This window comes from Flavobacterium sp. (genome assembly GCF_043773265.1).
Taxonomy (GTDB): Bacteria; Bacteroidota; Bacteroidia; order Flavobacteriales; family Flavobacteriaceae; genus Flavobacterium.
This window is the reverse complement of sequence record NZ_JAYVFH010000252.1, coordinates 1-22200: the sequence shown is the minus strand read 5'-3', so window position 1 is coordinate 22200 and position 22200 is coordinate 1. Positions and strand designations below refer to the sequence as shown.

At 28.1% G+C, this 22200-nt stretch carries 22 protein-coding genes; 12 read left to right on the top strand and 10 right to left on the bottom strand.

What is annotated here, in order from left to right; translation table 11 throughout:
* Positions 1 to 178 precede the first annotated feature (178 nt).
* On the bottom strand, positions 179 to 1552 hold the full coding sequence (locus ACH2BO_RS13600; RefSeq protein WP_395045278.1) for a M28 family peptidase: 1374 nt from the start codon (positions 1550 to 1552) through the stop codon (positions 179 to 181).
* A gap of 88 nt (positions 1553 to 1640) precedes the next feature.
* Here ACH2BO_RS13600 and ACH2BO_RS13595 point away from each other — a divergent pair, with 88 nt between their 5' ends.
* From ACH2BO_RS13595 to creD, 4 genes are all read left to right on the top strand, one after another.
* Entirely contained in the window at positions 1641 to 2264 is a 624-nt protein-coding gene (locus tag ACH2BO_RS13595; RefSeq protein WP_395045277.1) for a hypothetical protein, read from the top strand.
* Positions 2265 to 2309: 45 nt separating this feature from the next.
* Entirely contained in the window at positions 2310 to 2606 is a 297-nt protein-coding gene (locus tag ACH2BO_RS13590; RefSeq protein WP_395045276.1) for a winged helix-turn-helix domain-containing protein, read from the top strand.
* Between the two features lie 54 nt (positions 2607 to 2660).
* On the top strand, positions 2661 to 3116 hold the full coding sequence (locus ACH2BO_RS13585) for a Coq4 family protein (protein ID WP_395045275.1): 456 nt from the start codon (positions 2661 to 2663) through the stop codon (positions 3114 to 3116).
* A 343-nt stretch (positions 3117 to 3459) separates the two neighbouring features.
* On the top strand, positions 3460 to 4752 hold the full coding sequence (creD, locus tag ACH2BO_RS13580; RefSeq protein ID WP_395045274.1) for a cell envelope integrity protein CreD: 1293 nt from the start codon (positions 3460 to 3462) through the stop codon (positions 4750 to 4752).
* A 48-nt stretch (positions 4753 to 4800) separates the two neighbouring features.
* Here the strand turns inward: creD and ACH2BO_RS13575 are convergent, their stop codons facing one another.
* The 6 genes from ACH2BO_RS13575 to ACH2BO_RS13550 all read right to left on the bottom strand — a co-directional run bounded on the left by ACH2BO_RS13575 (position 4801) and on the right by ACH2BO_RS13550 (position 11646).
* Positions 4801 to 5397, bottom strand: coding sequence for an NUMOD4 domain-containing protein (locus ACH2BO_RS13575; RefSeq protein ID WP_395045273.1), 597 nt, complete (start codon positions 5395 to 5397; stop codon positions 4801 to 4803).
* Between the two features lie 135 nt (positions 5398 to 5532).
* Positions 5533 to 7197 (bottom strand): MFS transporter, encoded by a 1665-nt coding sequence (locus tag ACH2BO_RS13570; RefSeq protein WP_395045272.1) that lies wholly within the window; start codon positions 7195 to 7197, stop codon positions 5533 to 5535.
* 30 nt (positions 7198 to 7227) lie between these two features.
* Positions 7228 to 7680, bottom strand: a complete 453-nt coding sequence (locus ACH2BO_RS13565; RefSeq protein WP_395045271.1) for an RES family NAD+ phosphorylase — start codon at positions 7678 to 7680, stop codon at positions 7228 to 7230.
* Positions 7681 to 7684: 4 nt separating this feature from the next.
* Positions 7685 to 8146, bottom strand: a complete 462-nt coding sequence (locus ACH2BO_RS13560) for an antitoxin Xre/MbcA/ParS toxin-binding domain-containing protein (protein ID WP_395045270.1) — start codon at positions 8144 to 8146, stop codon at positions 7685 to 7687.
* 75 nt (positions 8147 to 8221) lie between these two features.
* Positions 8222 to 10315, bottom strand: a complete 2094-nt coding sequence (locus ACH2BO_RS13555; protein WP_395045269.1) for a glycoside hydrolase family 97 protein — start codon at positions 10313 to 10315, stop codon at positions 8222 to 8224.
* A 128-nt stretch (positions 10316 to 10443) separates the two neighbouring features.
* Positions 10444 to 11646, bottom strand: coding sequence for an NAD(P)-dependent oxidoreductase (locus tag ACH2BO_RS13550; protein ID WP_395045268.1), 1203 nt, complete (start codon positions 11644 to 11646; stop codon positions 10444 to 10446).
* Positions 11647 to 11846: 200 nt separating this feature from the next.
* Here ACH2BO_RS13550 and ACH2BO_RS13545 point away from each other — a divergent pair, with 200 nt between their 5' ends.
* From ACH2BO_RS13545 to ACH2BO_RS13525, 5 genes are all read left to right on the top strand, one after another.
* Positions 11847 to 13052, top strand: coding sequence for a serine hydrolase domain-containing protein (locus ACH2BO_RS13545; protein ID WP_395045267.1), 1206 nt, complete (start codon positions 11847 to 11849; stop codon positions 13050 to 13052).
* A gap of 121 nt (positions 13053 to 13173) precedes the next feature.
* Entirely contained in the window at positions 13174 to 15102 is a 1929-nt protein-coding gene (locus ACH2BO_RS13540; RefSeq protein ID WP_395045266.1) for a BatA domain-containing protein, read from the top strand.
* Positions 15099 to 16352 carry a dihydroorotase family protein gene (locus ACH2BO_RS13535; RefSeq protein WP_395045265.1) on the top strand — a complete coding sequence of 418 codons (1254 nt, stop codon included), beginning with the start codon at positions 15099 to 15101 and terminating at the stop codon, positions 16350 to 16352. Before ACH2BO_RS13540 ends, ACH2BO_RS13535 begins: the two co-directional genes overlap by 4 nt.
* A 3-nt stretch (positions 16353 to 16355) precedes the next feature.
* Positions 16356 to 16682: a hypothetical protein gene (locus tag ACH2BO_RS13530; RefSeq protein ID WP_395045264.1), complete on the top strand. Its 327-nt coding sequence runs from the start codon at positions 16356 to 16358 to the stop codon at positions 16680 to 16682.
* 10 nt (positions 16683 to 16692) lie between these two features.
* Complete coding sequence (locus tag ACH2BO_RS13525; protein ID WP_395045263.1) at positions 16693 to 17331, top strand: alpha/beta hydrolase; 639 nt, start codon at positions 16693 to 16695, stop codon at positions 17329 to 17331.
* Between the two features lie 37 nt (positions 17332 to 17368).
* On the opposite strand, the gene ACH2BO_RS13520 is transcribed toward ACH2BO_RS13525, so the two are convergent.
* The 3 genes from ACH2BO_RS13520 to ACH2BO_RS13510 are packed head-to-tail and all read right to left on the bottom strand — an operon-like array spanning position 17369 to position 19135.
* Positions 17369 to 17863 (bottom strand): hypothetical protein, encoded by a 495-nt coding sequence (locus ACH2BO_RS13520; RefSeq protein WP_395045262.1) that lies wholly within the window; start codon positions 17861 to 17863, stop codon positions 17369 to 17371.
* A complete protein-coding gene (locus ACH2BO_RS13515) occupies positions 17864 to 18361 on the bottom strand; it encodes a hypothetical protein (RefSeq protein ID WP_395045261.1) in 498 nt (165 codons plus the stop codon).
* 9 nt (positions 18362 to 18370) lie between these two features.
* Complete coding sequence (locus ACH2BO_RS13510; protein ID WP_395045260.1) at positions 18371 to 19135, bottom strand: MBL fold metallo-hydrolase; 765 nt, start codon at positions 19133 to 19135, stop codon at positions 18371 to 18373.
* Between the two features lie 126 nt (positions 19136 to 19261).
* On the opposite strand from ACH2BO_RS13510, the gene ACH2BO_RS13505 reads away from it, so the two are divergent.
* From ACH2BO_RS13505 to ACH2BO_RS13495, 3 genes are all read left to right on the top strand, one after another.
* Positions 19262 to 20725, top strand: a complete 1464-nt coding sequence (locus ACH2BO_RS13505; protein WP_395045259.1) for a TonB-dependent receptor — start codon at positions 19262 to 19264, stop codon at positions 20723 to 20725.
* Between the two features lie 209 nt (positions 20726 to 20934).
* Positions 20935 to 21177, top strand: a complete 243-nt coding sequence (locus tag ACH2BO_RS13500) for a hypothetical protein (RefSeq protein WP_395045258.1) — start codon at positions 20935 to 20937, stop codon at positions 21175 to 21177.
* 181 nt (positions 21178 to 21358) lie between these two features.
* The gene (locus ACH2BO_RS13495; protein WP_395045257.1) at positions 21359 to 22081 is read left to right on the top strand and encodes a nuclease-related domain-containing protein; all 723 of its coding nucleotides are present in this window, start codon (positions 21359 to 21361) and stop codon (positions 22079 to 22081) included.
* Positions 22082 to 22200: the final 119 nt, after the last annotated feature.

Sequence of the window (22200 nt, the reverse complement as noted above, 5' to 3'; positions counted from 1 at the left end):
AAATGAATTGCCAGACGGAACGTATTACTTTGTAATAGAACGAAATGGCGAACAAACCAAATCTGGATGGGTGTATATTAATAGAGAAATAAAATAATTTATCATAACATAAAAAAAATAAGAGCATGAAATTTCATGCTCTTATTTTTTTTTATAAAAGTTTGGATGCTAATTCAAATTATTCAATTCCGTATTTATCTATTAAATACATTAATGAAGTCATTGTCGCTGCACCAAGTTCTAATTCTCTTTTATTAACCGAATCAAAAGTATCATTTGCAGCATGATGATAATCAAAATATCGTTGAGAATCTGGTTGCAATCCTACTTTTACAATCTTGTTAGATTTTATAGGACCAATATCAGTACCAGAATGTCCTTGGATGAAGATATGTATTAAATAGGGTTCAAATAAATTTTTCCAGCTAGCAATTTTTTGATAATTTTTTTCGTCAGATTCTATAGAAAAACCTCTTGGTGTGAATCCACCAGAATCACTTTCTAAAGCAAAAATATGATTTTCTTTATTTTTAGCAGATTCTTCTTCATATTTTAAACCACCTTTTACACCATTTTCTTCGTTCATGAAAAGTACAACTCTAATTGTGTTTTTGGGCTTATAATTTATTTTTTTAAATAATTCTAAAACCGTCATGCTTTGTACACAACCTGCACCATCGTCTTGAGAACCATCACCCAAATCCCATGAATCAAGATGTCCGCCAACAACCATAATACGTTCTGGATGTTCAGAACCTGTAATTTCTCCAATAACATTATAAGATAAAACATCTTCAAATGCTTGACATGATTGATTAAAATAAAAACTTGAATTAGAATTATTTTTTAGAAGTTTGCTTAATTTTTCTGCACCATTAGTAGATATTGCCGCAGCTGGAATTCTATCTTCAATTGCAGTATCACCATAATTTGTCATACCAGTATGTGGAAAATCATCTAAACGCAAATTCATTGAACGTACAATTACACCAACAGCTCCTAATTTTCCAGCTTCTCTTGCTCCAGATGAACGTTGATCAACACAACTACCATAAGCACGAAAAGTTTCAATAAACTCTGGATTCATTGGCCTGTTAAAGAAAATAATTTTACCTTTAACTTTATTAGATCCTAATAATTTTAATTCATCTAAACTTTTAACTTCAATTATATTAGCAGAAATTCCATTTTTGGGAGTTGCAACTGACATACCTAATGCACAAATTGGAAAATTATAAATTTGATCTGCAACTTTTAAATATGCTGTTTCCTTTTTGCCTCTAACCCATTTTGGAACCATAACTTCTTGAAGATAAACTTTATCTAAACCAAGCGTTTCCATTTGCTGTTTAGTATATAAAACTGCTTGTTCTGCTCCTTTTGATCCTGACAATCTTTGTCCAATTTTATTAGACAAATCATCAAGCCATGAATAACAATGACTTTCTGTTAAAGCAGATTTATAAATTGCATTAAGCATTTGCTCATCATCATTGGTTTGAGAATATCCAAAAGTAATTTGTAGTAATAATAGTAGTGCAAATTTTTTCATGTTTAATTTATTTTCATCAAAAATAAATTAAAAAACATTTGGTTGAACAAAATAAATTTATTTACTTTGCACTTCAAAGCACTTTAAAATGGAAAACGAAAAATATCTAAACGACATTTCAGAAATTAAAAACATGATGAGTCAATCATCAAGATTTATTTCTTTAAGTGGACTTTCTGGAGTATTAGCAGGAATTTACTCTTTAATTGGTGCTTGGTTTGCATATAAAACTATTTATTATGACACATCTACACTAGGAAATTATAGAAATTTAATAATTTCAAAAGAAGCAGTAGAACGGTTATTTATTATAGCAATTACTATAATTATTTTATCTATGATTACTGGTGTTTTATTAAGTATGAAAAAAGCTAAAAAAAGTAATGATAGCTTATGGAATAATGCTTCTAAAAGATTGGTTATAAACTTTTTAATTCCATTAGCAACTGGTGGTTTTTTTATTTTATTTTTAGTTGAAAAAGAGATATTAAGTTTAGTTGCACCTTTAACGTTAATTTTTTACGGATTGGCTTGTGTAAATGCAAGTAAATATACTTTGGGTGATGTTAGATATTTAGGAATTACAATGATATTTCTTGGACTACTTTCTACATGGTTTTTAGGTTATGGATTATTATTTTGGGCATTAGGTTTTGGTGTTTGCCATATTTTATATGGAAGTATTATGTATTTTAAACATGATAGAATTTAATATTTAAGCAATAACTGCTGCCTATAGTAATTAAAATTTTAAACAATGAAAACCATTATACAAAATATTAATAAAGCATTTGATCATCGAATTCGTCTTGGTATCATGTCTGTATTGATGGTAAACGAAAGTGCCGATTTTAACATGTTAAAAGAGCTTTTGGGTGTTACTGACGGAAACCTAGCATCGCATACAAAAGCATTAGAATCTGAAAATTATATTACTATAGAAAAGCAATTCATTAATAAAAAGCCAAATACAAAATACATTGCAACAAAAGATGGAAAAAAAGCATTTACTGCTCACATTGATGCACTTGAAAAATTAATATCTAAAAGTTAGAACTATTTTTTTATTCAATTACTTTGAAAAACAAAGTACTTTTAAAACAAAATTATGAAAGATTTACTAATTGAAAAAATGTATGAACTCACAAAAAAACCATATACAAAATTCATGAAAAAAGGGATTCCTTGGAACATTACATCATCTGAATTAATAGTATACAATCAAGATAGTTTAGGATTTCATTTGGGATGCTTTTTATTAAAATACAATTTCGAAATACAGCCAAAGCTAGAAGAGCATGATGTTTTTCATGTATTAACAAACTTAGAAGTTACAGTAACTGACGAAATTGCAATGCAATATTTTTTATTAGGAAATGGAAAAAAAAGCTCTTACTTAATTATGGTAATTATTATAGGAACGTTGTTCTATCCTACTCATTTAAAAAAATTTAAAGAAAACTATAAACGCGGAAAATTGGCTCATAGAATTTTTGACTTAGAATTTCAAAAAATGCTTACAATTCCTATAACTACAATTAGAAACACTTTTAATATAAAATAAAATGGAAACAATTAATGATTTTAAATATTTCTCCTACTCAACGAAATTTGCACTACTCTCTTTTGCTTTCGGAACAACATTATTTGCATTGTTTTTTACTCTTCCTAATAAAGAAGGCATCCTTATTTTAGGACTAATCTATGTAATATTTATTGCCTTTTTCAGTATAATAATGTTATTAAACTTAATTTTTCAGTTGCTAACTATACCGAATGAAAGAGAAAATATAGTTATTAAAATCTTAATACTAATTTCAAATATTCCGATAGCAATACTATATTTTTTATTGATAGTCAACTCAATAGAATCAAATTCACCTTTTTAATAACTTAAATAAACAACAATGGAAAATCAAGAAACAGAAACTAAACAAGGTTTCTTTCAATCAACAACAGCAAAAATGATTATGGTAGGATTACTAACTTTAATCTTATTAATTCCTTTATTATTCGTTCAAAATTTAATTACAGAACGAAGTTTACGTCAAAAAGAAGTCATAGCAGAAACCACTCAAAAATGGGGTGAAAGTGTTTATTTCTATGGACCAATTTTAAAAATTCCATACAAAGATCCCATTACTTTACAAATTGAAAACGGATATTTCTTTCCGGAACAACTTTCAAATGTTTCTAATACAGAAATAAAAACACCATTGCAACGTAGCATCTATAAGTCAAATGTATTTACTACCAAAATGGAATTTTCTGGAAATTATTCTCAACCAAAATTCTACAAAAAAAATATACCAACAGAAAATATATATTGGGACAAAGTAAGAATTGTCATCAAAACTACAAATTTAAAAAGTGTAAATAATGAGGTTAAAATTAAATTTGGGAACACGAATTATACATTTGAACCCAATCACAACAGTCAATCAAATGATTCTATTGAATCTTTAGAAACTGGATATATTGATTTTAACATAATTAAAAATTCAAATTTTAATATGGATATAACATATAACGGAAGCAAGCGAATTAGTATTGTTCCGATAGGAAAAACAACAGTTGCAAAAATGACATCCAATTGGAATTCGCCAAGTTTTAATGGGAATTTTATTCCAAACGATAAAAAAATAACCAATACTGGATTTGAAGCAACCTGGAAAATTTTACATTTTAACCGTTCATTTGCACAAGAAAACTTTGAAGATTTACCACAATTAAATAAATATGCATTTGCAGTCGATTTTATAACTCCTGTTGACGAATATCAACAAAACGAAAGAGCTTCAAAATATGGCTTTTTAGTAATTGGTTTGACTTTTTTAATATTTTTTTTAATTCAATCTATTAGCAAAATTAACATTCATATTTTTCAATATAGCATGATTGGAATAGCATTAATTATGTTTTATACTTTGCTGATTTCTATAACTGAGCACAGCAGCTTTAGTTTAGCTTACGCAATCGCTGGTAGTGCAGTTGTGGCTTTAATTTCGTTTTATTCAATTGCAATTTTAAAGAATAAAAAATTTCCTTTATTTATAGGAATTTCACTTTCTGTACTTTATACCTTTATTTATGTAATAATTCAACTTGAAGATTATGCACTTTTAGTAGGAAGTATTGGACTATTTGTAATTCTAGCAGCAGTAATGTATTTCTCTAGAAAAATTGAATGGAATAAGTAATAAAGATAAAAAAACCTAACTTTATAAAAAAGTTAGGTTTTTTTGTTTTTATATTTTTATATGACTCCAGTTTTCGCCAGTTTCTATTCGTCTAATTTGCATTACAGTAACACCAAATTGCTTTGCAATCATTTTTTTTCTTGTAGTTTTTTTAGGATTTGCTAATAATTTTTTTATATGCATAACCTTTGTAGAAGTTAATTTAGAAGCACCATCAGCACCAAATCTTCCTTCAATAAATTTTTTTTGAGCTTCAATAACATGCGGACTTTTTCTGCCATGTTCTAGCATTTCTTCTCTTGTTGCCCAACGCAAATTTCTAACGTCATCATTATCTCTAACGTAATCTAAATGTAGAACAAAAGTTTGTTCGTTTGAGGTTTTTGGTATAAAATAGTCGGCAACAATTCTAAAGAAAAACAAATGCTTATATATTTTTATTCCATCTTCTCTTATGGCAAACTTCAAAATTCTGTACCCATCTTGCAAGCTTCCTTTTAGTTCTCTTCCATTATTTATTGAATCTGTAAAACTTATTAATCTGCCTTTATTGGAAACTGCATAATTCATTTTTAGAGAATTGTGCATTACTATTTGACGAAACTCTTCATTAGGGTATTTTCTTAAAACTGGTAACTTTTTCATTAATATTAGTTGATTTACAAAGATAATGAAATAATATAAATTCAAAAAAAACAATCCAACTTTAATTCAATTTTGGCATAAAAAAACTCTAAAAGATAATCACTTTTAGAGTTTTAATATAATTTATATTGTTAATTAATGAGCTGCTTCAACTTCAATTGCATCAACATCAATATTTTGTTTCTTTAAAATTCCTTTAACAACAAATCCATAATAAGCTAAATATGCAAAACAAATAACAGGAATAAAATAAGATTGATGAATTCCAATAATGTCAGAAATTTTACCTTGCAATGGAGGAATAATTCCACCGCCAAGAATCATCATTACTAAAAATGCAGAACCTTGAGAAGTGTATTTTCCTAAACCTGTAATTGCCAATGAAAAAATTGCTGGCCACATAATGCTACAAAATAATCCACCACTCATAAATGCATAAATTGCAACAGTTCCAGATGTAAATAAACCAATAATCATAGCAATCATTCCCATTAATCCAAAAATCATTAAGGTTCTAGATGGTTTATCTTGTCCTAAGAAAAACCCAGCTACTTGAAAAGCAACTACAGCTGCATAAGCATATAAAGGAGTTACATCTTGACCTGAAATATGATTTACAAATAGCACAACTCCAAATGCTACATAAGGAACCACAATTAATAATATTTTTCGAACAGAATTTGATGGGTTAAAAACAGAAATTGCTCCAGCCCAACGTCCAATCATTAAACTACCCCAATACATTGAAATATATGGTGCCAAAGCAGAACCAGTAATATTTCCAAATACATCTGTTTTTAACAGTTCTCCTAAATTACTTTGAATCGTTACTTCTACTCCAACATATGTAAAAATACCTAACATTCCCAAAACCAATTGTGGATATTTCATTGCACCCCATCCTTCAGGGTTTTTCTGAGCTCTTGCGTTTGCAAAAAGCAATCCGAAAACTATAACAACAAGAGTAGCAATAGTTAAATTTAATCCTAAATAATCTTTTTCTTTGTTGTCAATAAATCTAGTAATAAACTCAGAATCTTCATATCTTGAGAAAATATAACCAAAAATAACAACAAGAATAACAGTAATTGCAATTAATGTTTTCATTGCTTTACTTGCGGGTTCAAATGTAGAATCACTTTTTCCTGAAGGTAATTTTTTAGAAAAATAAAATAATGCTGCTGCTAATAAAAAAAGGCCACCAACAAAAACATAAAGAATTTCCATTTTATCTAAAGAGTTTGCCTTTTTTGCAAATTCTTCAAGGTTTGCTCCAGCAATTACTCCAAATAATGCAATCGATACTACAATTGGTCCAATTGTAGTTCCAAACGAATTGATACCACCAGCAAGATTTAATCTATTTGAAGCCGTATGAGCATCACCTAAAGATGCTGCAAAGGGTTGTGCAGATGTTTGTTGTAATGAAAAACCAAGTGCCACCACAAATAATGCCGCTAATATTAATAAATAACTACCTTGAGTAACAGCAAAAATCATAAATGCAGCTCCAAAAGTACTGATCAACAAACCATTGATAATTCCTTTTTTAAATCCCCATCCGTTAAGGATATCTTTATTTGCCATACTACTAAAAATAAAAAGTAGCAAAGCTCCAATATAATAGGCACCATAAAAAGCAAAATCAATCAACTGACTTTGAAATTGATCAAGTCCAAATTTAATTTTACAAAAAGGAATAAAAACTCCATTTGATGCACCAATAAAACCCCAAAAGAAAAAGACGGTTATTAAAGTGTAAAGTGCTGAATTGTTGGTTTTTGTTTGTTCTAAATTCATAGTTTAATTAGTTTTGGTTTAGTTAATTATTTATAAAAGCCGTTTATCAAATGAAAATGGCTGTGACAATTGTAATTTAATTTTAACAAAATCCTTGTGATTAGGATTTATTAAAATATTTTTTTCATTAGTAATAATAGCAGATGGAACAATTAAAATACAAGAACTTTGACTCCTTAACCATTCATCTCCAAATTTTCGACAAATTAACTGACCATTTTCATTATTTTCATTCCATCCATTTGGCAAATCTTTTTCATGAAATTCAGTTTTTTTTATTGCATTAAGAATATTAATTGTTAACAAACAATAATCATCATCCAATCCAAAACCATTTCTATGAACCAAATTCTCTAAACAAGCCAAAGAACAATTCTCTGCAGCATAAATCACAAAAAAACCATTAGAATTCCATCTAGCTGCATAACCCGAAGCAATTAATTTTTCAGACCACTTTTTGTGTGTAATTCTAAAAACATTCATCTAATTATGCAGTTGCTCCAAATTCTATTCTTTTTAACTCTTCATAAATTAAATGAATTCCTGTTGAAGTATTTAAAAAAACAGATGGCTTTTTATTATTAAAGAAAACATTTTCTTTTTCTAACCATTCATTAAAAATGGTCGAATTATTAAATACTATATTTCCTAATTCATATAAAGCACTAATTTCTATGGCTATTTCTGCAATCCTTGATGGGATTTTTGTATCGTTGTTTTTATATTTAATAAATGTTTTTGGTGTAATTTCAAAAATGTTTTCTGAAAGCGTTTTTATCGTTAAACCAGTCATAGCAATAACTTTAGAAAATAATTCTTTAGAGTTTTGGGCTAAATTTTCTAGAACATTGTTTTTTACAAATGATGATGGTAAATAAATTGCCATTGGCTCTGAAACTATATTCATTGTTTCTTCTCTTTCTTGATAAGGTTTATTTTTAGTTTTCATATTATGTAATTTTACACTAATTATAAAGCAAATTTACATATTTTTTTAAGATAAAAAAACTTTTTTTAATCTTTTTTACATTGGCACAAAACTTATTGCAGTTCCTCCTCCTTTTGCTAAATTTAATTTTAATTTAGTTTTAGAAGTAACAATTTGTGTTTTTATTGTATAACTCTTCGGATTGTTTTGCCAATCGGCATCTTTTCCGTCTTGATAAATAATAGCTTTGTATTTTTTATTTGTAGAAAGAAAATCTAATTTAATTTCAGAAACTCTAGCATTTTCATCAGTAATTGCACCAAGAAACCATCGCTCACCATTTTTTTCTTTTCGAGCAATTGTCAAATAATCACCTGGCTCAGCTTCAAGATATTTAGACTCTTGCCAATCAATAGCAACATCTTTAATAAACTGAAAAGCATCCATATACTTTTCATAATTCTCTACCAAATCTGCCGCCATTTGAAGCGGCGAATACATTGTTACATATAGTGCCAATTGTTTTGTCAAAGTAGTATGAACTTGTTCAGTTTTTTTAGAATCATAAAAATTCATTTTAGTTTCAAAAATTCCTGGAGTATAATCCATTGGTCCGCCAAGAAGTCTTGTAAATGGCAAGATTGTTTCATGCATTGGTGGATTTCCTATACTCCAAGCATTAAACTCATTTCCACGAGCTGCTTCGGCAGCAATATAATTTGGATAAGTTCTGCTATAACCAGTTGGACGAGAACTCTCATGAGAATTTAACATTAATTTATAATCGGCAAAACGTCTTGCAACAAAATTAAAATGATTTACCATTGTTTGTCCGTCATGATATTCGCCACGAGGAATAATTTTTCCTACATAACCAGATTTGGCAGCAGGATAACCATATTCTTTCATTAAATTTAATGCTCTATCCAAATGTCTTTCATAGTTAGCAACAGAACCGGATGTTTCGTGATGCATAATCATTTTTATTCCTTTAGATTTAGCATAACTATTTACTTCTTTCAAATCAAAATCTGGATAAGGAGTTGTAAAATCGAAAACATCTTCTTTCCAATTTCCAAACCAATCTTCCCAACCAGTATTCCAACCTTCTACAAGAACACCATCAAAACCATTTTTGGAAGCAAAATCAATATATCGTTTGGTGTTTTCGGTAGTTGCTCCGTGTCTTCCTGTAGGAATTTGTTTTCCAGCGGCATTTTGTGCATTTTGACTTCCGGCATAATCCCAAGTCGATTTTCCAACATGCATTTCCCACCAAATTCCAACATATTTCATTGGCTTTATAAATGATGTATCATCCAATTTACAAGGTTCATTTAGATTCAAAATCATTTTAGAACTAACAATATCACGAGCATCATCACTAATCATAATTGTTCTCCATGGCGAAACCGAAGGTGTTTGCAAATAAGCTTTGTCGCCAATTGCATTTGGAACTAACGATGAAACAAATTTATATTCTGAAGGTGAAACATCTAAATGCATTACAGGATAATTTACAACGGCAGCTTCAAAAATATTGATATAAATACCATCGTCAGATTTCATCATCAATGGTGATTGCACTCTAAATTTATTATTGATTGTTTTTAAAGAAATTCCGTTATTTCTATCAATATTATCAGTGTTTATTTCAGATATTTTAGTTTCAGAATAAGGATATTCTTGACTATCATAATCGCCAGGTAACCAAAAAACTTTATGATTTGCTGTTAAATTAAACTGAGATTTTTCGTCAGAAACAATAAAATAGTTTAAATTTTCTTGATTTGGAAATTCATATCTAAAAGCTACACCTTCATTATAAACTTTAAAAACAATATTCAACTTTCTATTAGTTTCTTTTTGAAGTAAATAAAATGTAATTAAATTGTATTTATTTTCAATTACAGCTTGTTCACCAAGTACAGGATTCCATGATTCGTCAACAAATTTAGTTTCTTGATTCACTATTGAAAAGCCATTTTCTAATGATTTTGTTTCTTTCAAAACAAGCCCAAGCGAACTTTCTTTTACAATGTTTTTTTCTTTAAATGTTACAGAATAAGTAGGTTTTCCATCGGTAGAAAGTTTAAAATTTAAACTGATTTCTTTTGATGGCGATTGAATGTTTTGAGATTGAATTGAAATACAAAAAAGCAGAGCTAAAAATAAATGTAGTTTGTTCATTAAATATAATTTTTTATAAAAATACATTTATAAAAAAAATATACAACGATTGCGCAAAGAATAGTTATTAACGAAAACGTTTTCTTGACAAATTAGCAAAGTAAAAAGGCAATAAAAAAAATAATTTTCTATTTTCCATCAACATAATCTTGCAAATACATATATCGCTCTGTTAACTTTCCGTTTTCTGTCATTTTAGCACGTTGCAAAATTTCATCTTTATCACCGTTAAAGAAAGCTGGAATAACATGTTCCATAAACATTTCACCAAATCCTTCACTAGCATCTTTTGGCAATTCGCAAGGTAAATTATCAACAGACATTACCATAATAGAACCAGGATGTGTATATGGAACTTCTTTATTATCAATAGGTAAATATCCAAAAAATGGATCTGCAATTGTTGATGCTTTTATTGTACAAGCAATTGGACCATTAACATCACAGGAAATATCTGCAACTACTTGAATTTTATTTTTTGGAGAATTCAACATTTCACGCGTTAAAATATCTGGCGCTTCATTTCCATGAAAATGTCCTGCAAAATAGATATCGGCAACTTTTGTAAATCGCTCAAAATCTGATTTGTAGTCTTTAGGATTTTTATAAAAATCTTTATTGTCTAAAACTTTACCATCCAATCTTTTATTGTAATCTAAAACATCAATTTGAGTGTATACAGCTTGAGAATAATTTTTAGTTAAAAAATCATCAACAGAAACTTCTTTTACTTTCATTCCCTCAAGAATTTCCTTTGCTCCCATTCCTACTTTTCCATGACCTGTGAGCACAATTTTAATGTTTGGAAGTGTTTGCCTTTTTAATCTAGCAATTAAATCATCTTTACTTTTTAGGGTTTCTGCTTTGGGTAAATTAAATAAATCATATTTAATTCCGAAACCACGAAATCCATTGTAAGCTCCAACAATTCCTGCATATCTTCCAAAACCAATTAATCGTTTATTGTTTTTATCAACAATTGTTTCATGGTCATATAATTCAATATTTTTGTCTAAAACTGCAATCAATAATTTTCTATTATAAGGTTGCATTTTAATAGTATGCGAAAAGAAAAAATATTTTTTATTTGGTATTAATGCATCAACAGGAACTTCTTTTACCCCAAAAAGAACATCACAATCACTCATGTCTGTTGCAATTTCTATACCTAAATCACTATATTGTGCGTCAGAAAAAACTCTAATATCTGAACTTTCAACTTTAATTTGAGCTTCTGGATGTTCGGTTTTTAATCTAACCAATTCTTCTGGCGTAAAAACCACTCTTCTATCAACAGGTACTTTTCTTTCTTTAATAATTCCGAACTTCATTTTTGCATTTTTTTGAGATTCCAAAAGTAGTTGTATCGAAAACGTTTTCAAAACTTTTTACCAAAAATAAAGTTTCCTATAGATATTAAAATTTATATTAATTGAATTCTATTGTTGATAATTTTATCATTATAATAAAATTTAATAAAATTTGAATACCTTTTTGTTTCCTATATTTGTTATTCTTGATAAAAACCAAAATGACTTATATTAGAATACGCTTTTCATTACTTATAATTATATTATTCACCTTACTTAGTTGTAATGATTCTGGAAAACTAAAAAATCCTTTTAAGAAGAAAAATGTTACTTTAGCATATGCAATGATTCCGTTAGAAGATTCATTGCCAAGAATTTCTGAATCTTATAAAAAAACTAAAAAACGTGAAATTGAAAATTTTTTTATAAATAATTTTGCCGATGATTTTGAAAATATGAGTTTTTTAGTGGCAAAAAACGGACAAATAATATATGAAAAATATGATGGCTTTGCTGATAAAGAAAATAATGTTTTAAACTCACCTGAAACTCCATTACACATTGCTTCGGTTTCTAAAGTACTTACAGCAGCTGCAATTTTAAAATTAATTGAAGCAAAAAAAATTACTTTAGACCAAAAACTAACAACACTTTTTGAAGGTTTTCCGTATCTAGATATTACAATTAGAACATTACTAAATCATAGAAGTGGATTGAAAAAGTACAACTATTTCTGCGATGATAAAGCCAACTGGAGTAGAGATAAAATATTGACAAATAAAGATATTTTAAATATTTTAATCACAAAGAAAATACCTCAAGATCACAAAACAGATACTCATTTTACATACAACAATACTAATTATGTATTGCTAGCTTTAATTATAGAAAAAGTTACAAAAATGAAGTATAGCAAAGCAATGAAGAAAATAATATTTGAACCATTGGATATGAAAAACACTTTTGTATTTGATGAAAAAACACCTCTCGCAAAAGGAACACCTTCTTATAAATATGATTATTCTAAATATCCATTTGATTTTCTTGATGCTGTTTATGGAGATAAAAATATTTATTCAACACCTCGAGATTTATTAAAATTTGATTTAGCTAGAAATGCTTCAAGTTTTCTAAAAAAAGAACTTTTAGACCAAGTTTATCAAGGATATAGCTATGAAAAAAAAGGAATAAAAAATTATGGCTTAGGAATTAGAATGAGAGAGTGGCCAACTGGTCAAGTTTTATATTATCATAACGGTTGGTGGCACGGAAACACTGCTTGTTATCTTAATTTAAAGAAAGAAAATGCAGTTGTAATTGCGCTTTCTAATAAGTTTACAAGAAAAACATTTCAGATGAAGCGACTTTCTGTATTGTTTGGCGATTATCCATTTACTTTGAATGATACAGTTGCAAAAGAAGAATAAAGTATTGAAACAAATTCTATAAAACATTAAGATTTTTTGTTCAAAATAATGTACTTTTGACAATTAAAAATCACTGAACTTCATCTCTAATTAATAAACATGAAGTAAATCTTTTTAAAAAATGCAGTTTAAACACCCAGAAATTCTTTATTTTCTCTTTTTATTGGCAATCCCAATTCTGGTGCATCTTTTTCAATTAAGAAAATTTAAAACTGAATATTTTACTAATGTAAAATTTCTTAAAGAACTTTCAATTCAAACTAGAAAAAGTTCTAAACTTAAAAAATATTTATTACTTGCCTGTAGATTATTTTTATTGGCATTTTTAATTTTGGCTTTTGCACAACCTTTTTTTAAAGCCAAAGACAGTAAAAACGCTACTAACGAATTGTATATTGTTCTTGATAATTCATTTAGCATGCAAGCCAAAGGCAAAAAAGGAGAATTATTAAAAAGAGCTGTTCAAGATTTACTAGAACACACACCAGAAAATGTCAATTTTTCTTTAATCACTTGTTCAGATAATTATTGGAATACCGATATAAAATCTATTCAAAAAGACTTACAGAATTTAAAATATAGTGCATCACCATTTGAATTAGACAATCTTTTAGCCAAAATAAAAGCACATAAATCAGCTTTTAATAAAGATATAGTTGTTATTACTGATGCTGTTGAATTGCAACCAAACCAAGTAAAAAGTAGTAAAGACGATGAGAATTTATATTTCATAATTCCAAAAGCAGAAAAAACAGACAATATTTCTGTAGATAGTGTTTATATCAATCAAGTTCTAGATAATTTCTATGAAATTGGTGTAAAATTAGATTCTTATGGTAATGATTCTAAAGATATTCCTATTGCTTTATACAATAAAAATAAACTTATTGCTAAAACGCTTGTGAACTTCGAAGAAAAGACTAAAAGCATAAATTTCACAATTCCAAAAGCCGACTTTCATGGTTATGTTTCAATAATTGATAACGGATTAGAGTATGACAACAATTATTATTTTAGTATTTCTAAACCCGAAAAAAATAATGTAATAAGTGTTGGAGATACTGAAAAAAGTGGTTATTTATCTAGAATTTATACTTCTGATGAATTTAATTATTCAAATTATGCTTTACAATCGTTAGATTATAATTTGCTCGAAAAACAAGATGCAATTGTTTTAAATGAGTTAAAAGAAATTCCACAAGCGTTACAAACAACTTTAAAATCTTTTGTAGAAAAAGGTGGAAACGTGATTTTGATTCCAAATGCTGAAAGTACAACATCAAATTTAAATAGTTTTTTGATGAATTTTGGTGCAGTACAATTTAATTCGTTAGTAAGAACTGAAAAGTTGATAACCAAAATCAATTTTAGTCATCCGCTTTTTAATAGTGTTTTCGAGAAAAAAGTAGATAATTTTCAATATCCAAACACAAAAAATTCATTTGAAATTAGCAATTCGGCACCAATGGTTTTGGGTTATAGTGATCAAACTGCTTTTTTGAGTGCTATACAAAATAGTGTTTCATCGGTATATGTTTTTGCAGCACCAATTAATAAATTAAATAGTAATTTTCAAAATTCGCCAATTATTGTTCCAACGTTTTACAACATGGCACAAAATGCTCAAAAAGCAGGAATTAATGCTATGATTATTGGAGAAACAAAACCTTTGATAGTTGAAACTTTATTGACAAAAGACGAAATTGTAAATGTAAAAAACACTACAGAAAGTTTTATTCCAATTCAACAAATATTGAATAACAAAGTAAAATTGACTTTTAATGACAATCCAAAAGAAGCAGGAAATTTTGGAGTTTTTAATACTAATAATTCAATTGAAAACATAAGTTTTAATTATAATAGAAGCGAAAGCAATTTGAACAATGCAAATCCTGATGCAATAGGCGATTTTAAAGAAATTAGCAATGTAGACTCTATATTTGACACTTTACAAACCAATAGAACTGACAATCAAATCTGGAAATGGTTTGTTATTTTAGCATTACTCTTTATAACATTAGAAGTTTTAATTCAAAAATTTGTAAAATGAAAATCATAATCAGAGAAGCCAAGATTGTTGACATGAAAAGTTCATTTCATAATCAAGTTGTTGATGTGAAAATTAAAGACAATATAATTGAAAAAATTGGACAAAATCTTTCAGCAACAAATGATTACAAAGAGATAAAGGAATCTAATTTACATCTTTCGCAAGGTTGGTTTGATAGTAGTGTTTCACTTGGTGAACCAGGTTTTGAAGATAGAGAAACCATTGCCAACGGATTAGATGTTGCTGCAAAAAGTGGTTTTACAGCAATTGCATTACAACCCAACACTTATCCGGTTCTTGATAATCAATCACAAATTTTATTTGTAAAACAAAAAGCCCAAAATACCGCAACCGATTTATATCCAATTGGTGCTTTAACAAAAAATAGCGATGGAACAGATTTGGCCGAAATGTTTGACATGAAAAATGCTGGAGCAATCGCTTTTGGTGATTATAATAAAAGTATATCTAATGCTAATTTATTAAAAATTGCATTGCAATATGCCCAGGATTTTGATGGATTACTACTTGCTTTCTGTCAAGATGAAAAAATAAAAGGAAATGGAGTTGTAAACGAAGGAATTGTTTCTACAAGATTGGGATTAAAAGGAATTCCAAATCTTGCCGAAGAATTGATTGTTGCAAGAAACCTCTTTCTTTTAGAATATACTGGCGGAAAATTACATATTCCAACAATTTCTACAGCTAAATCAGTAGAATTAATTCGCGATGCCAAGGCCAAAGGATTAAAAGTAACTTGTAGTGTTGCAGTTCATAATTTAATTTTAACAGATGAAAAATTAGAAGGATTTGATACACGATATAAAGTTTCTCCACCACTTCGAACAGAAAAAGACAGAATTGCATTAATATCTGGAGTAATAAATAATACGATTGATGTAATCACTTCAGACCATAATCCGATAGATGTTGAACATAAAAAAATGGAATTCGACTTATCAAAAAACGGAACAATTGGAATGGAAAGCGCTTTTGGAGTATTAATGACCATTTTATCATTAGATAAAATAGTTGAAAAACTAACCTCAGCACGAGAAATTTTTAATATCAACAATTCAGAAATTGCTGAAGGAAAAATAGCTAACCTAACATTATTTTCTACAGATAATGAGTCGGTTTTTACTAAAGAAAACATCTTGTCTAAATCTAAAAACGCTGCTTTACTTAACATTAAAACTAAAGGAAAAGTAATTGGAATTTATAATAACAGTAAATTAATTTTAGCATAAACCATGACCGAAGAAACAATAAAAGAAGGAAAAGCTATTGCAATAACTAGTTATATATTAATTGTTGGTGTTCTTATTGCTTTATCGATGAATTCTGAAAATAAAAATAAATTTGCTTCATTTCATATTCGTCAAGGATTGGGATTGACAATTACATTTATCATTCTTGGAGTTTCAATAAGTTCATTTGAAAGTATTTTTGTTGCACTACCAATGTGGATATTCATCTCTATATTAACAATGTATGGAATTTTTACCGCTGCCAAAGGAGAAACTACACCTTTGCCATTGTTAGGAAACTTGTTTCAAAAATGGTTTAAATCTATTTAATAAAAATTACATGACACTTCATCACTTAGTTCGCGAGCCAAAAATAAAACTTGACAAAAATCCTTTATTACTTTTACTTCATGGTTATGGTAGCAATGAAGAAGATTTGTTTTCATTTGCTTCTGAACTTCCAGACGAATATTATGTAATTTCTGCACGAGCACCATTTGATATGGGTTTCAATAGTTATGCTTGGTATTCAATAAACTTTGATGGAGATGAAAATAAATTTTCAGATATTGCTCAAGCGCAACAATCTAGAGAGATAATTTCGACTTTCATAGATGAATTAATTTCAAATTATGCAATAGATTCTAATAAAATTACACTTGTTGGTTTTAGTCAAGGTTGCATTTTAAGTTATGCTGTTGCACTTTCTTATCCTACTAAAGTTCAACGAGTTGTAGCAATGAGTGGTTATTTTAATAAAGAAATTGCAAAACACAATTTTGAAGAAAACGATTTTAGTAATCTAAAAATATTTGCCTCACATGGAACTGTAGATCAAGTTGTTCCTGTTGATTGGGCTCGAAAAGCAGCACCAGCATTAACCAATTTAGGAATAGCTATTGTTTATAAAGAATATCCTATTGGTCATGGAATTTCGCCTCAAAATTTTTATGATTTTAAAAGTTGGTTGCAACAATAAATTAAAAAAGGTCTTTATACAAAAACCTATTTATAGTTTATTCTGTAATTTGAATTTCTTCATTATCATCACTACCAGAAACTTTATTTCCACCTTCGCCATCGCCAGAAAAAAGTATTTTTCCTTCTTTCTTTAAAACAAAACCTTTTGAAGAAATTAAAACATAGTCATCATTTGACCACGATTTTTCTTTAGATGAACGATTTAAAATTAAAGATTCATTTATATTTGGAAGAAATAATTCAGCTTTAGTTGCTTTTTCATCAAATAAAACATAAGCACATAATGTAGCATCATCAACTTCAAGATTTTCTATAGGAGACAATTGCAATCCGCTAAAAACTCTAATACATTCTTCATTAAGCTTAGACCAAGTATATCCAGCCGATGCCAAACATCCGTTTTTATCTTTATCGCCACCAAGTACAACCTCTTTAGCAACATCATCAATAACTGGTTTTTCGTCATCTTGATTAAACCATTTGCAAGAAACCAATGTCATTAAAGAAAACAGTAGTAAATATTTTTTCATTTATTGTTGTATTATTTGTTTTTGATAAAGATAAGTTTTGATAGTTTCAAATGAAATTGATTTGTCGTCTGCAATAAAATATTGTATCAATGCTTCACCCCAATAGTCACTATTACTATAGTCTACAATTATCCAACGATGATTAAGTATTTTTATTTTATTAATAATAAATTTTTTTCCATCTATAGGTGATTGATCTACATATTTATTTCCTAGTTTATCATCGTTATAACTTATTAATGCTTCTTTAACTTTTGGCATTAATTCGTCAATATTATAATCTTCAAGATAGTCTTGTGCTCTATCATTAGTTTCTAATGAAAAATAATTAGAGTCATATAATTTATCCGAAAGAACTGTAATACTGTCTCTAATATTTTTATTTTTTTCTTCAAATCTTTTTTCAATAACAGCATCTTTTTTACTATAATACATATACGTAAAAACATTAAGCAAAGCCGAAAGTATAAATAAATATAAAAATAATTGCTTCTTCATTTCTTAATTTTAAATTGTTATTTCTAAATTATCATAAGCCAAATATACATTTTTTGGCAATTTTTTTTGAACCTCTTCATGAAAACCTAAAACATGACTAATATGAGTAAAATAAGCTTTTTCTGGTTGAATCAAAGTTACAAAATCTAAGGCATCTTGCAAATTAAAATGCGAATGATGTGGTTCTTCTCTTAATGCATTAATAACCAATAGTTTCAAGTTTTTTAATTTATTTATTTCTATAGAATCGATAGATTTTACATCTGTTAAATAACAAAAATCATTAATTCTATAACCAAAAACTTGTAAATTTCCATGCAATGCATTTATTGGAATAATATTAAAATTTCCTATAGAAAACTTTTTATTATTAATTACCTCAATCGACTTAACCGATGGTGCGCCAGGATATTTATTTTCTGTTTCAAAAATATAATCAAAACGTCTTTTTAGATTTTCAAGAACTCTTTGATGTGCATAAATTGGAATTTCACCTTGTTTAAAATTAAAAGGACGAATGTCATCTAGTCCAGCAGTATGGTCTGAATGTTCATGAGTAAAAAGTATTGCGTCAACTTTAGAACATCTAGAAGATAACATTTGTTGTCTAAAATCTGGTCCGCAATCAATAACTATTGAATTATTTTCATCATGAATCCAAACCGAAACTCGCAATCGTTTATCTTTAAAATCGCTACTTTGACAAACAGAATGCTTACTTCCAATTACCGGAATACCTTGAGAAGTACCTGTTCCTAAAAAATATATTTTCATTTAGCATGGTTTTTGTTATCTGATTAATAATAACCAAAAAATAAATAGCAACAATACAAAAATAAGACAAAATAGCTTTCAAAACTACAGCTGTTTTTATTAACTTTGCAAGGTATACAATTGATTATGGCAAACAACGAATTAGAAATTAAACTAAAAGGTGACCGAATAATAGAGCATATTCCTTCTTTAAAGGACAAAGCATTGCGTATAAATTTGAATGAAAATATATATGGAACTTTTGCAGAAATTGGTGCTGGTCAAGAAACTGTAAGACATTTTTTTAGGTCTGGTGGTTCTTCAGGAACAATTGCCAAAGCAATGTCGGCTTATGATAAAGATTTTAGTGATGCTATTTATGGTATTGAAGAAGATGGTCGATATGTTACTGAAAGTCGTTTAAGAAAAATGCTTTCTCATGAAGTTGAACTTATAGAAAATCGACTTGATAGAACAAAACATCCTAATAAAATGTTCTTTAGTTATGCCAATACGGTTGCAACTATAGATTTTGCCAAACAATTTAAAGGTCATGGTTGGGTTGGAATTAAGTTTCAAATAGAACCAGACGAAGATTATAACGAAATAACACTTCACATTCGTTTTAAAGAAACTGATGCTAGATTACAACAAGAAACGCTTGGTATTCTTGGTGTAAATCTAATTTATGGTGCGTTTTATAAATACAATGATCCAAAAAAATTGTTGCGTTACTTATATGATCATTTAGAAAAAGACCAATTAGAAATTGATACAATAAATTTTTCTGGACCACGATTTGCCAATGTTGACAATAGATTAATGAGTTTGCAATTGGTAAAAAACGGAATGACAGATGCTGTAATGTTTAGTCCAGACGGACATAATATTCTACCGGCAGCAGTACTTTACAAGAAAAATATTTTGGCTTTAAGAGGAAGTTTTCGTCCTGTTACCAAAGTAAATATGGACATGTATGCCAAATCACTTGAAATGTTTATCGAAGAAAATAAAGTAGAAAAAGAAAACACCTTTGTTATTTTTGAAATTACTTTATCTAACTTACGTTCTGAAGGCGAAATTGACGAAAGAGATTTTATGGATAGAGCAGAATTGCTTTGTTCACTTGGTCAAACGGTTATGATTTCTAATTTTCAAGAATATTATAAAGTAGTCGAATATTTTTCTAGTTATACCAAAGCTCGAATGGGATTGGTAATGGGAGTTAATAATTTAGTCGATATTTTTGACGAAAAATATTATCGCCATTTAAGTGGTGGAATTCTAGAAGCATTTGGAAAATTATTTTATCGCGATTTAAAAGTATATTTATATCCGATGGAAGAAAATGGAGAAGTGATAACCTCACAAAACCTAAAAGTACATCCTAGAATGAAAGAATTATACAAATTCTTTGCCTATAACGGAAAAGTGGTAGATGTACCTGTAAACGATAAAGAAAACTTAAAAATATTTTCAAGAGAAATTTTAAAAATGATTACAAAAGGAATTCCAGGTTGGGAAAAAATGTTGCCCGAAGGAACAGCCGATTTAATAAAACAACATCAATTATTTGGTTACGATCCCAATAGAGTTCTTATAGAAGTATAAAATTCAAAAAAAAATATAAAATTTAATCCTTGATAGTTATTTCTATCGAGGATTTTTTTTTGGAAATCTATTAATAATGAAATAGTTACAATGTTAAATTTGTAATTCAAAACTTATATAAGTATAAAAAAAATGCATTTCAACTAATTTATTTGTTGTTTTATCTATAATTGATTATGTTTATCGAACCAATAAATAAAACATTGATTATGAACACACTATCTCTTACAGACAAAATGCTTACTCGAAAAATTTTATGTTCAGTTTTTGGTCACAAAATAATTACAACCCGAAACATTACACCCAATTTTAGAGAATTTGAATGTACCGTTTGTCATTTAGAATTAACAAATGATGCTAATGGAAAAACAACATCACTAACGCCACATTTAAGAGAAGTAAACGAAACTTTATATAACTTTCATAATCGAAGACACCATATTGCTGTTTAGAATTAAATAAAAAAATACTTTTTTTATAACTTATACATCCTTGATAGCCAAAACTATTGAGGATTTTTTTTTATATTTGAAATTGGATATGCTTATATATAAACTTGATGATTTATTGCGTTTATTTATGAGTTATGGGCAAGTTTTTTAAAAATCGTAATCAATTGAAATTTAGTTTTTTATGGAATTTATTATTATACTGATTTCGATAATTATACTTGGTTTTTTAATCAAAAAAAGTGTTAACCACTCAGAAAGTAATGAAAATCGCTACCTAAACAGAAATTCAATAAAAGAAGATTTAGGATCGAAAAGAGGAACAAGATCTGAAAGAGAATTAGTAAGCAAACTTTTACAATATGGAATTCCGTCTCAAACAATTTTTCATGATTTATATTTGAAAAAATATTATGGAAAGTATTCGCAAATAGACTTAGTTGTAGCAACTAAAGTAGGAATTTTTGTATTTGAAGTAAAAGAATATAGCGGTTGGATTTTTGGAACTGGATATAAACCTCAATGGTCACAAATATTAAACTACGGCAGAGATAAATACTATTTTTATAATCCGATTTTGCAAAACGCTAAACATATTGAAGATTTAAAAAAGCAACTCAAACAATTCGAAAATATTCCGTTTTATTCAATTATTGTGTTTTATGGAGATTGCGAACTAAAAGAGATTAATTTTGTTCCACAGAATACTTTCGTTGTAAAATCAAAAAGAGTTATAGAAGTCGTGAAAAAAATTCTTTCAGAAAGTATGCCTGCAAATTATTCTAACAAAAGAGAAATAGTGAATTTATTTGAACAAGCTGTGAAAAATGGAGAAAACGAAGAAGTTATATTGCAACATTCAAAAAATATAAAAAATATGCTTGGTAAAGATAGAGTTTACAATTGAAAAGTTATTAAACCTGCCCATAACAAAGAACTGTGCTTAAAAACAAATAAAATTTGATTTATTTTCACTATTTTTGAGTAGGAAAAACAAATTTAGTCTTGCGAGGAGAAAGTGATTTA

Excerpts from the sequence above, each read along its gene's own strand:
- ACH2BO_RS13600 (WP_395045278.1), bottom strand. The coding sequence starts at position 1,552 with ATGAAAAAATTTGCACTACTATTATTACTACAAATTACTTTTGGATAT.
- ACH2BO_RS13595 (WP_395045277.1), top strand. The coding sequence starts at position 1,641 with ATGGAAAACGAAAAATATCTAAACGACATTTCAGAAATTAAAAACATG.
- ACH2BO_RS13590 (WP_395045276.1), top strand. The coding sequence starts at position 2,310 with ATGAAAACCATTATACAAAATATTAATAAAGCATTTGATCATCGAATT.
- ACH2BO_RS13585 (WP_395045275.1), top strand. The coding sequence starts at position 2,661 with ATGAAAGATTTACTAATTGAAAAAATGTATGAACTCACAAAAAAACCA.
- creD (WP_395045274.1), top strand. The coding sequence starts at position 3,460 with ATGGAAAATCAAGAAACAGAAACTAAACAAGGTTTCTTTCAATCAACA.
- ACH2BO_RS13575 (WP_395045273.1), bottom strand. The coding sequence starts at position 5,397 with ATGAAAAAGTTACCAGTTTTAAGAAAATACCCTAATGAAGAGTTTCGT.
- ACH2BO_RS13570 (WP_395045272.1), bottom strand. The coding sequence starts at position 7,197 with ATGAATTTAGAACAAACAAAAACCAACAATTCAGCACTTTACACTTTA.
- ACH2BO_RS13565 (WP_395045271.1), bottom strand. The coding sequence starts at position 7,680 with ATGAATGTTTTTAGAATTACACACAAAAAGTGGTCTGAAAAATTAATT.
- ACH2BO_RS13560 (WP_395045270.1), bottom strand. The coding sequence starts at position 8,146 with ATGAAAACTAAAAATAAACCTTATCAAGAAAGAGAAGAAACAATGAAT.
- ACH2BO_RS13555 (WP_395045269.1), bottom strand. The coding sequence starts at position 10,315 with ATGAACAAACTACATTTATTTTTAGCTCTGCTTTTTTGTATTTCAATT.
- ACH2BO_RS13550 (WP_395045268.1), bottom strand. The coding sequence starts at position 11,646 with ATGAAGTTCGGAATTATTAAAGAAAGAAAAGTACCTGTTGATAGAAGA.
- ACH2BO_RS13545 (WP_395045267.1), top strand. The coding sequence starts at position 11,847 with ATGACTTATATTAGAATACGCTTTTCATTACTTATAATTATATTATTC.
- ACH2BO_RS13540 (WP_395045266.1), top strand. The coding sequence starts at position 13,174 with ATGCAGTTTAAACACCCAGAAATTCTTTATTTTCTCTTTTTATTGGCA.
- ACH2BO_RS13535 (WP_395045265.1), top strand. The coding sequence starts at position 15,099 with ATGAAAATCATAATCAGAGAAGCCAAGATTGTTGACATGAAAAGTTCA.
- ACH2BO_RS13530 (WP_395045264.1), top strand. The coding sequence starts at position 16,356 with ATGACCGAAGAAACAATAAAAGAAGGAAAAGCTATTGCAATAACTAGT.
- ACH2BO_RS13525 (WP_395045263.1), top strand. The coding sequence starts at position 16,693 with ATGACACTTCATCACTTAGTTCGCGAGCCAAAAATAAAACTTGACAAA.
- ACH2BO_RS13520 (WP_395045262.1), bottom strand. The coding sequence starts at position 17,863 with ATGAAAAAATATTTACTACTGTTTTCTTTAATGACATTGGTTTCTTGC.
- ACH2BO_RS13515 (WP_395045261.1), bottom strand. The coding sequence starts at position 18,361 with ATGAAGAAGCAATTATTTTTATATTTATTTATACTTTCGGCTTTGCTT.
- ACH2BO_RS13510 (WP_395045260.1), bottom strand. The coding sequence starts at position 19,135 with ATGAAAATATATTTTTTAGGAACAGGTACTTCTCAAGGTATTCCGGTA.
- ACH2BO_RS13505 (WP_395045259.1), top strand. The coding sequence starts at position 19,262 with ATGGCAAACAACGAATTAGAAATTAAACTAAAAGGTGACCGAATAATA.
- ACH2BO_RS13500 (WP_395045258.1), top strand. The coding sequence starts at position 20,935 with ATGAACACACTATCTCTTACAGACAAAATGCTTACTCGAAAAATTTTA.
- ACH2BO_RS13495 (WP_395045257.1), top strand. The coding sequence starts at position 21,359 with ATGGAATTTATTATTATACTGATTTCGATAATTATACTTGGTTTTTTA.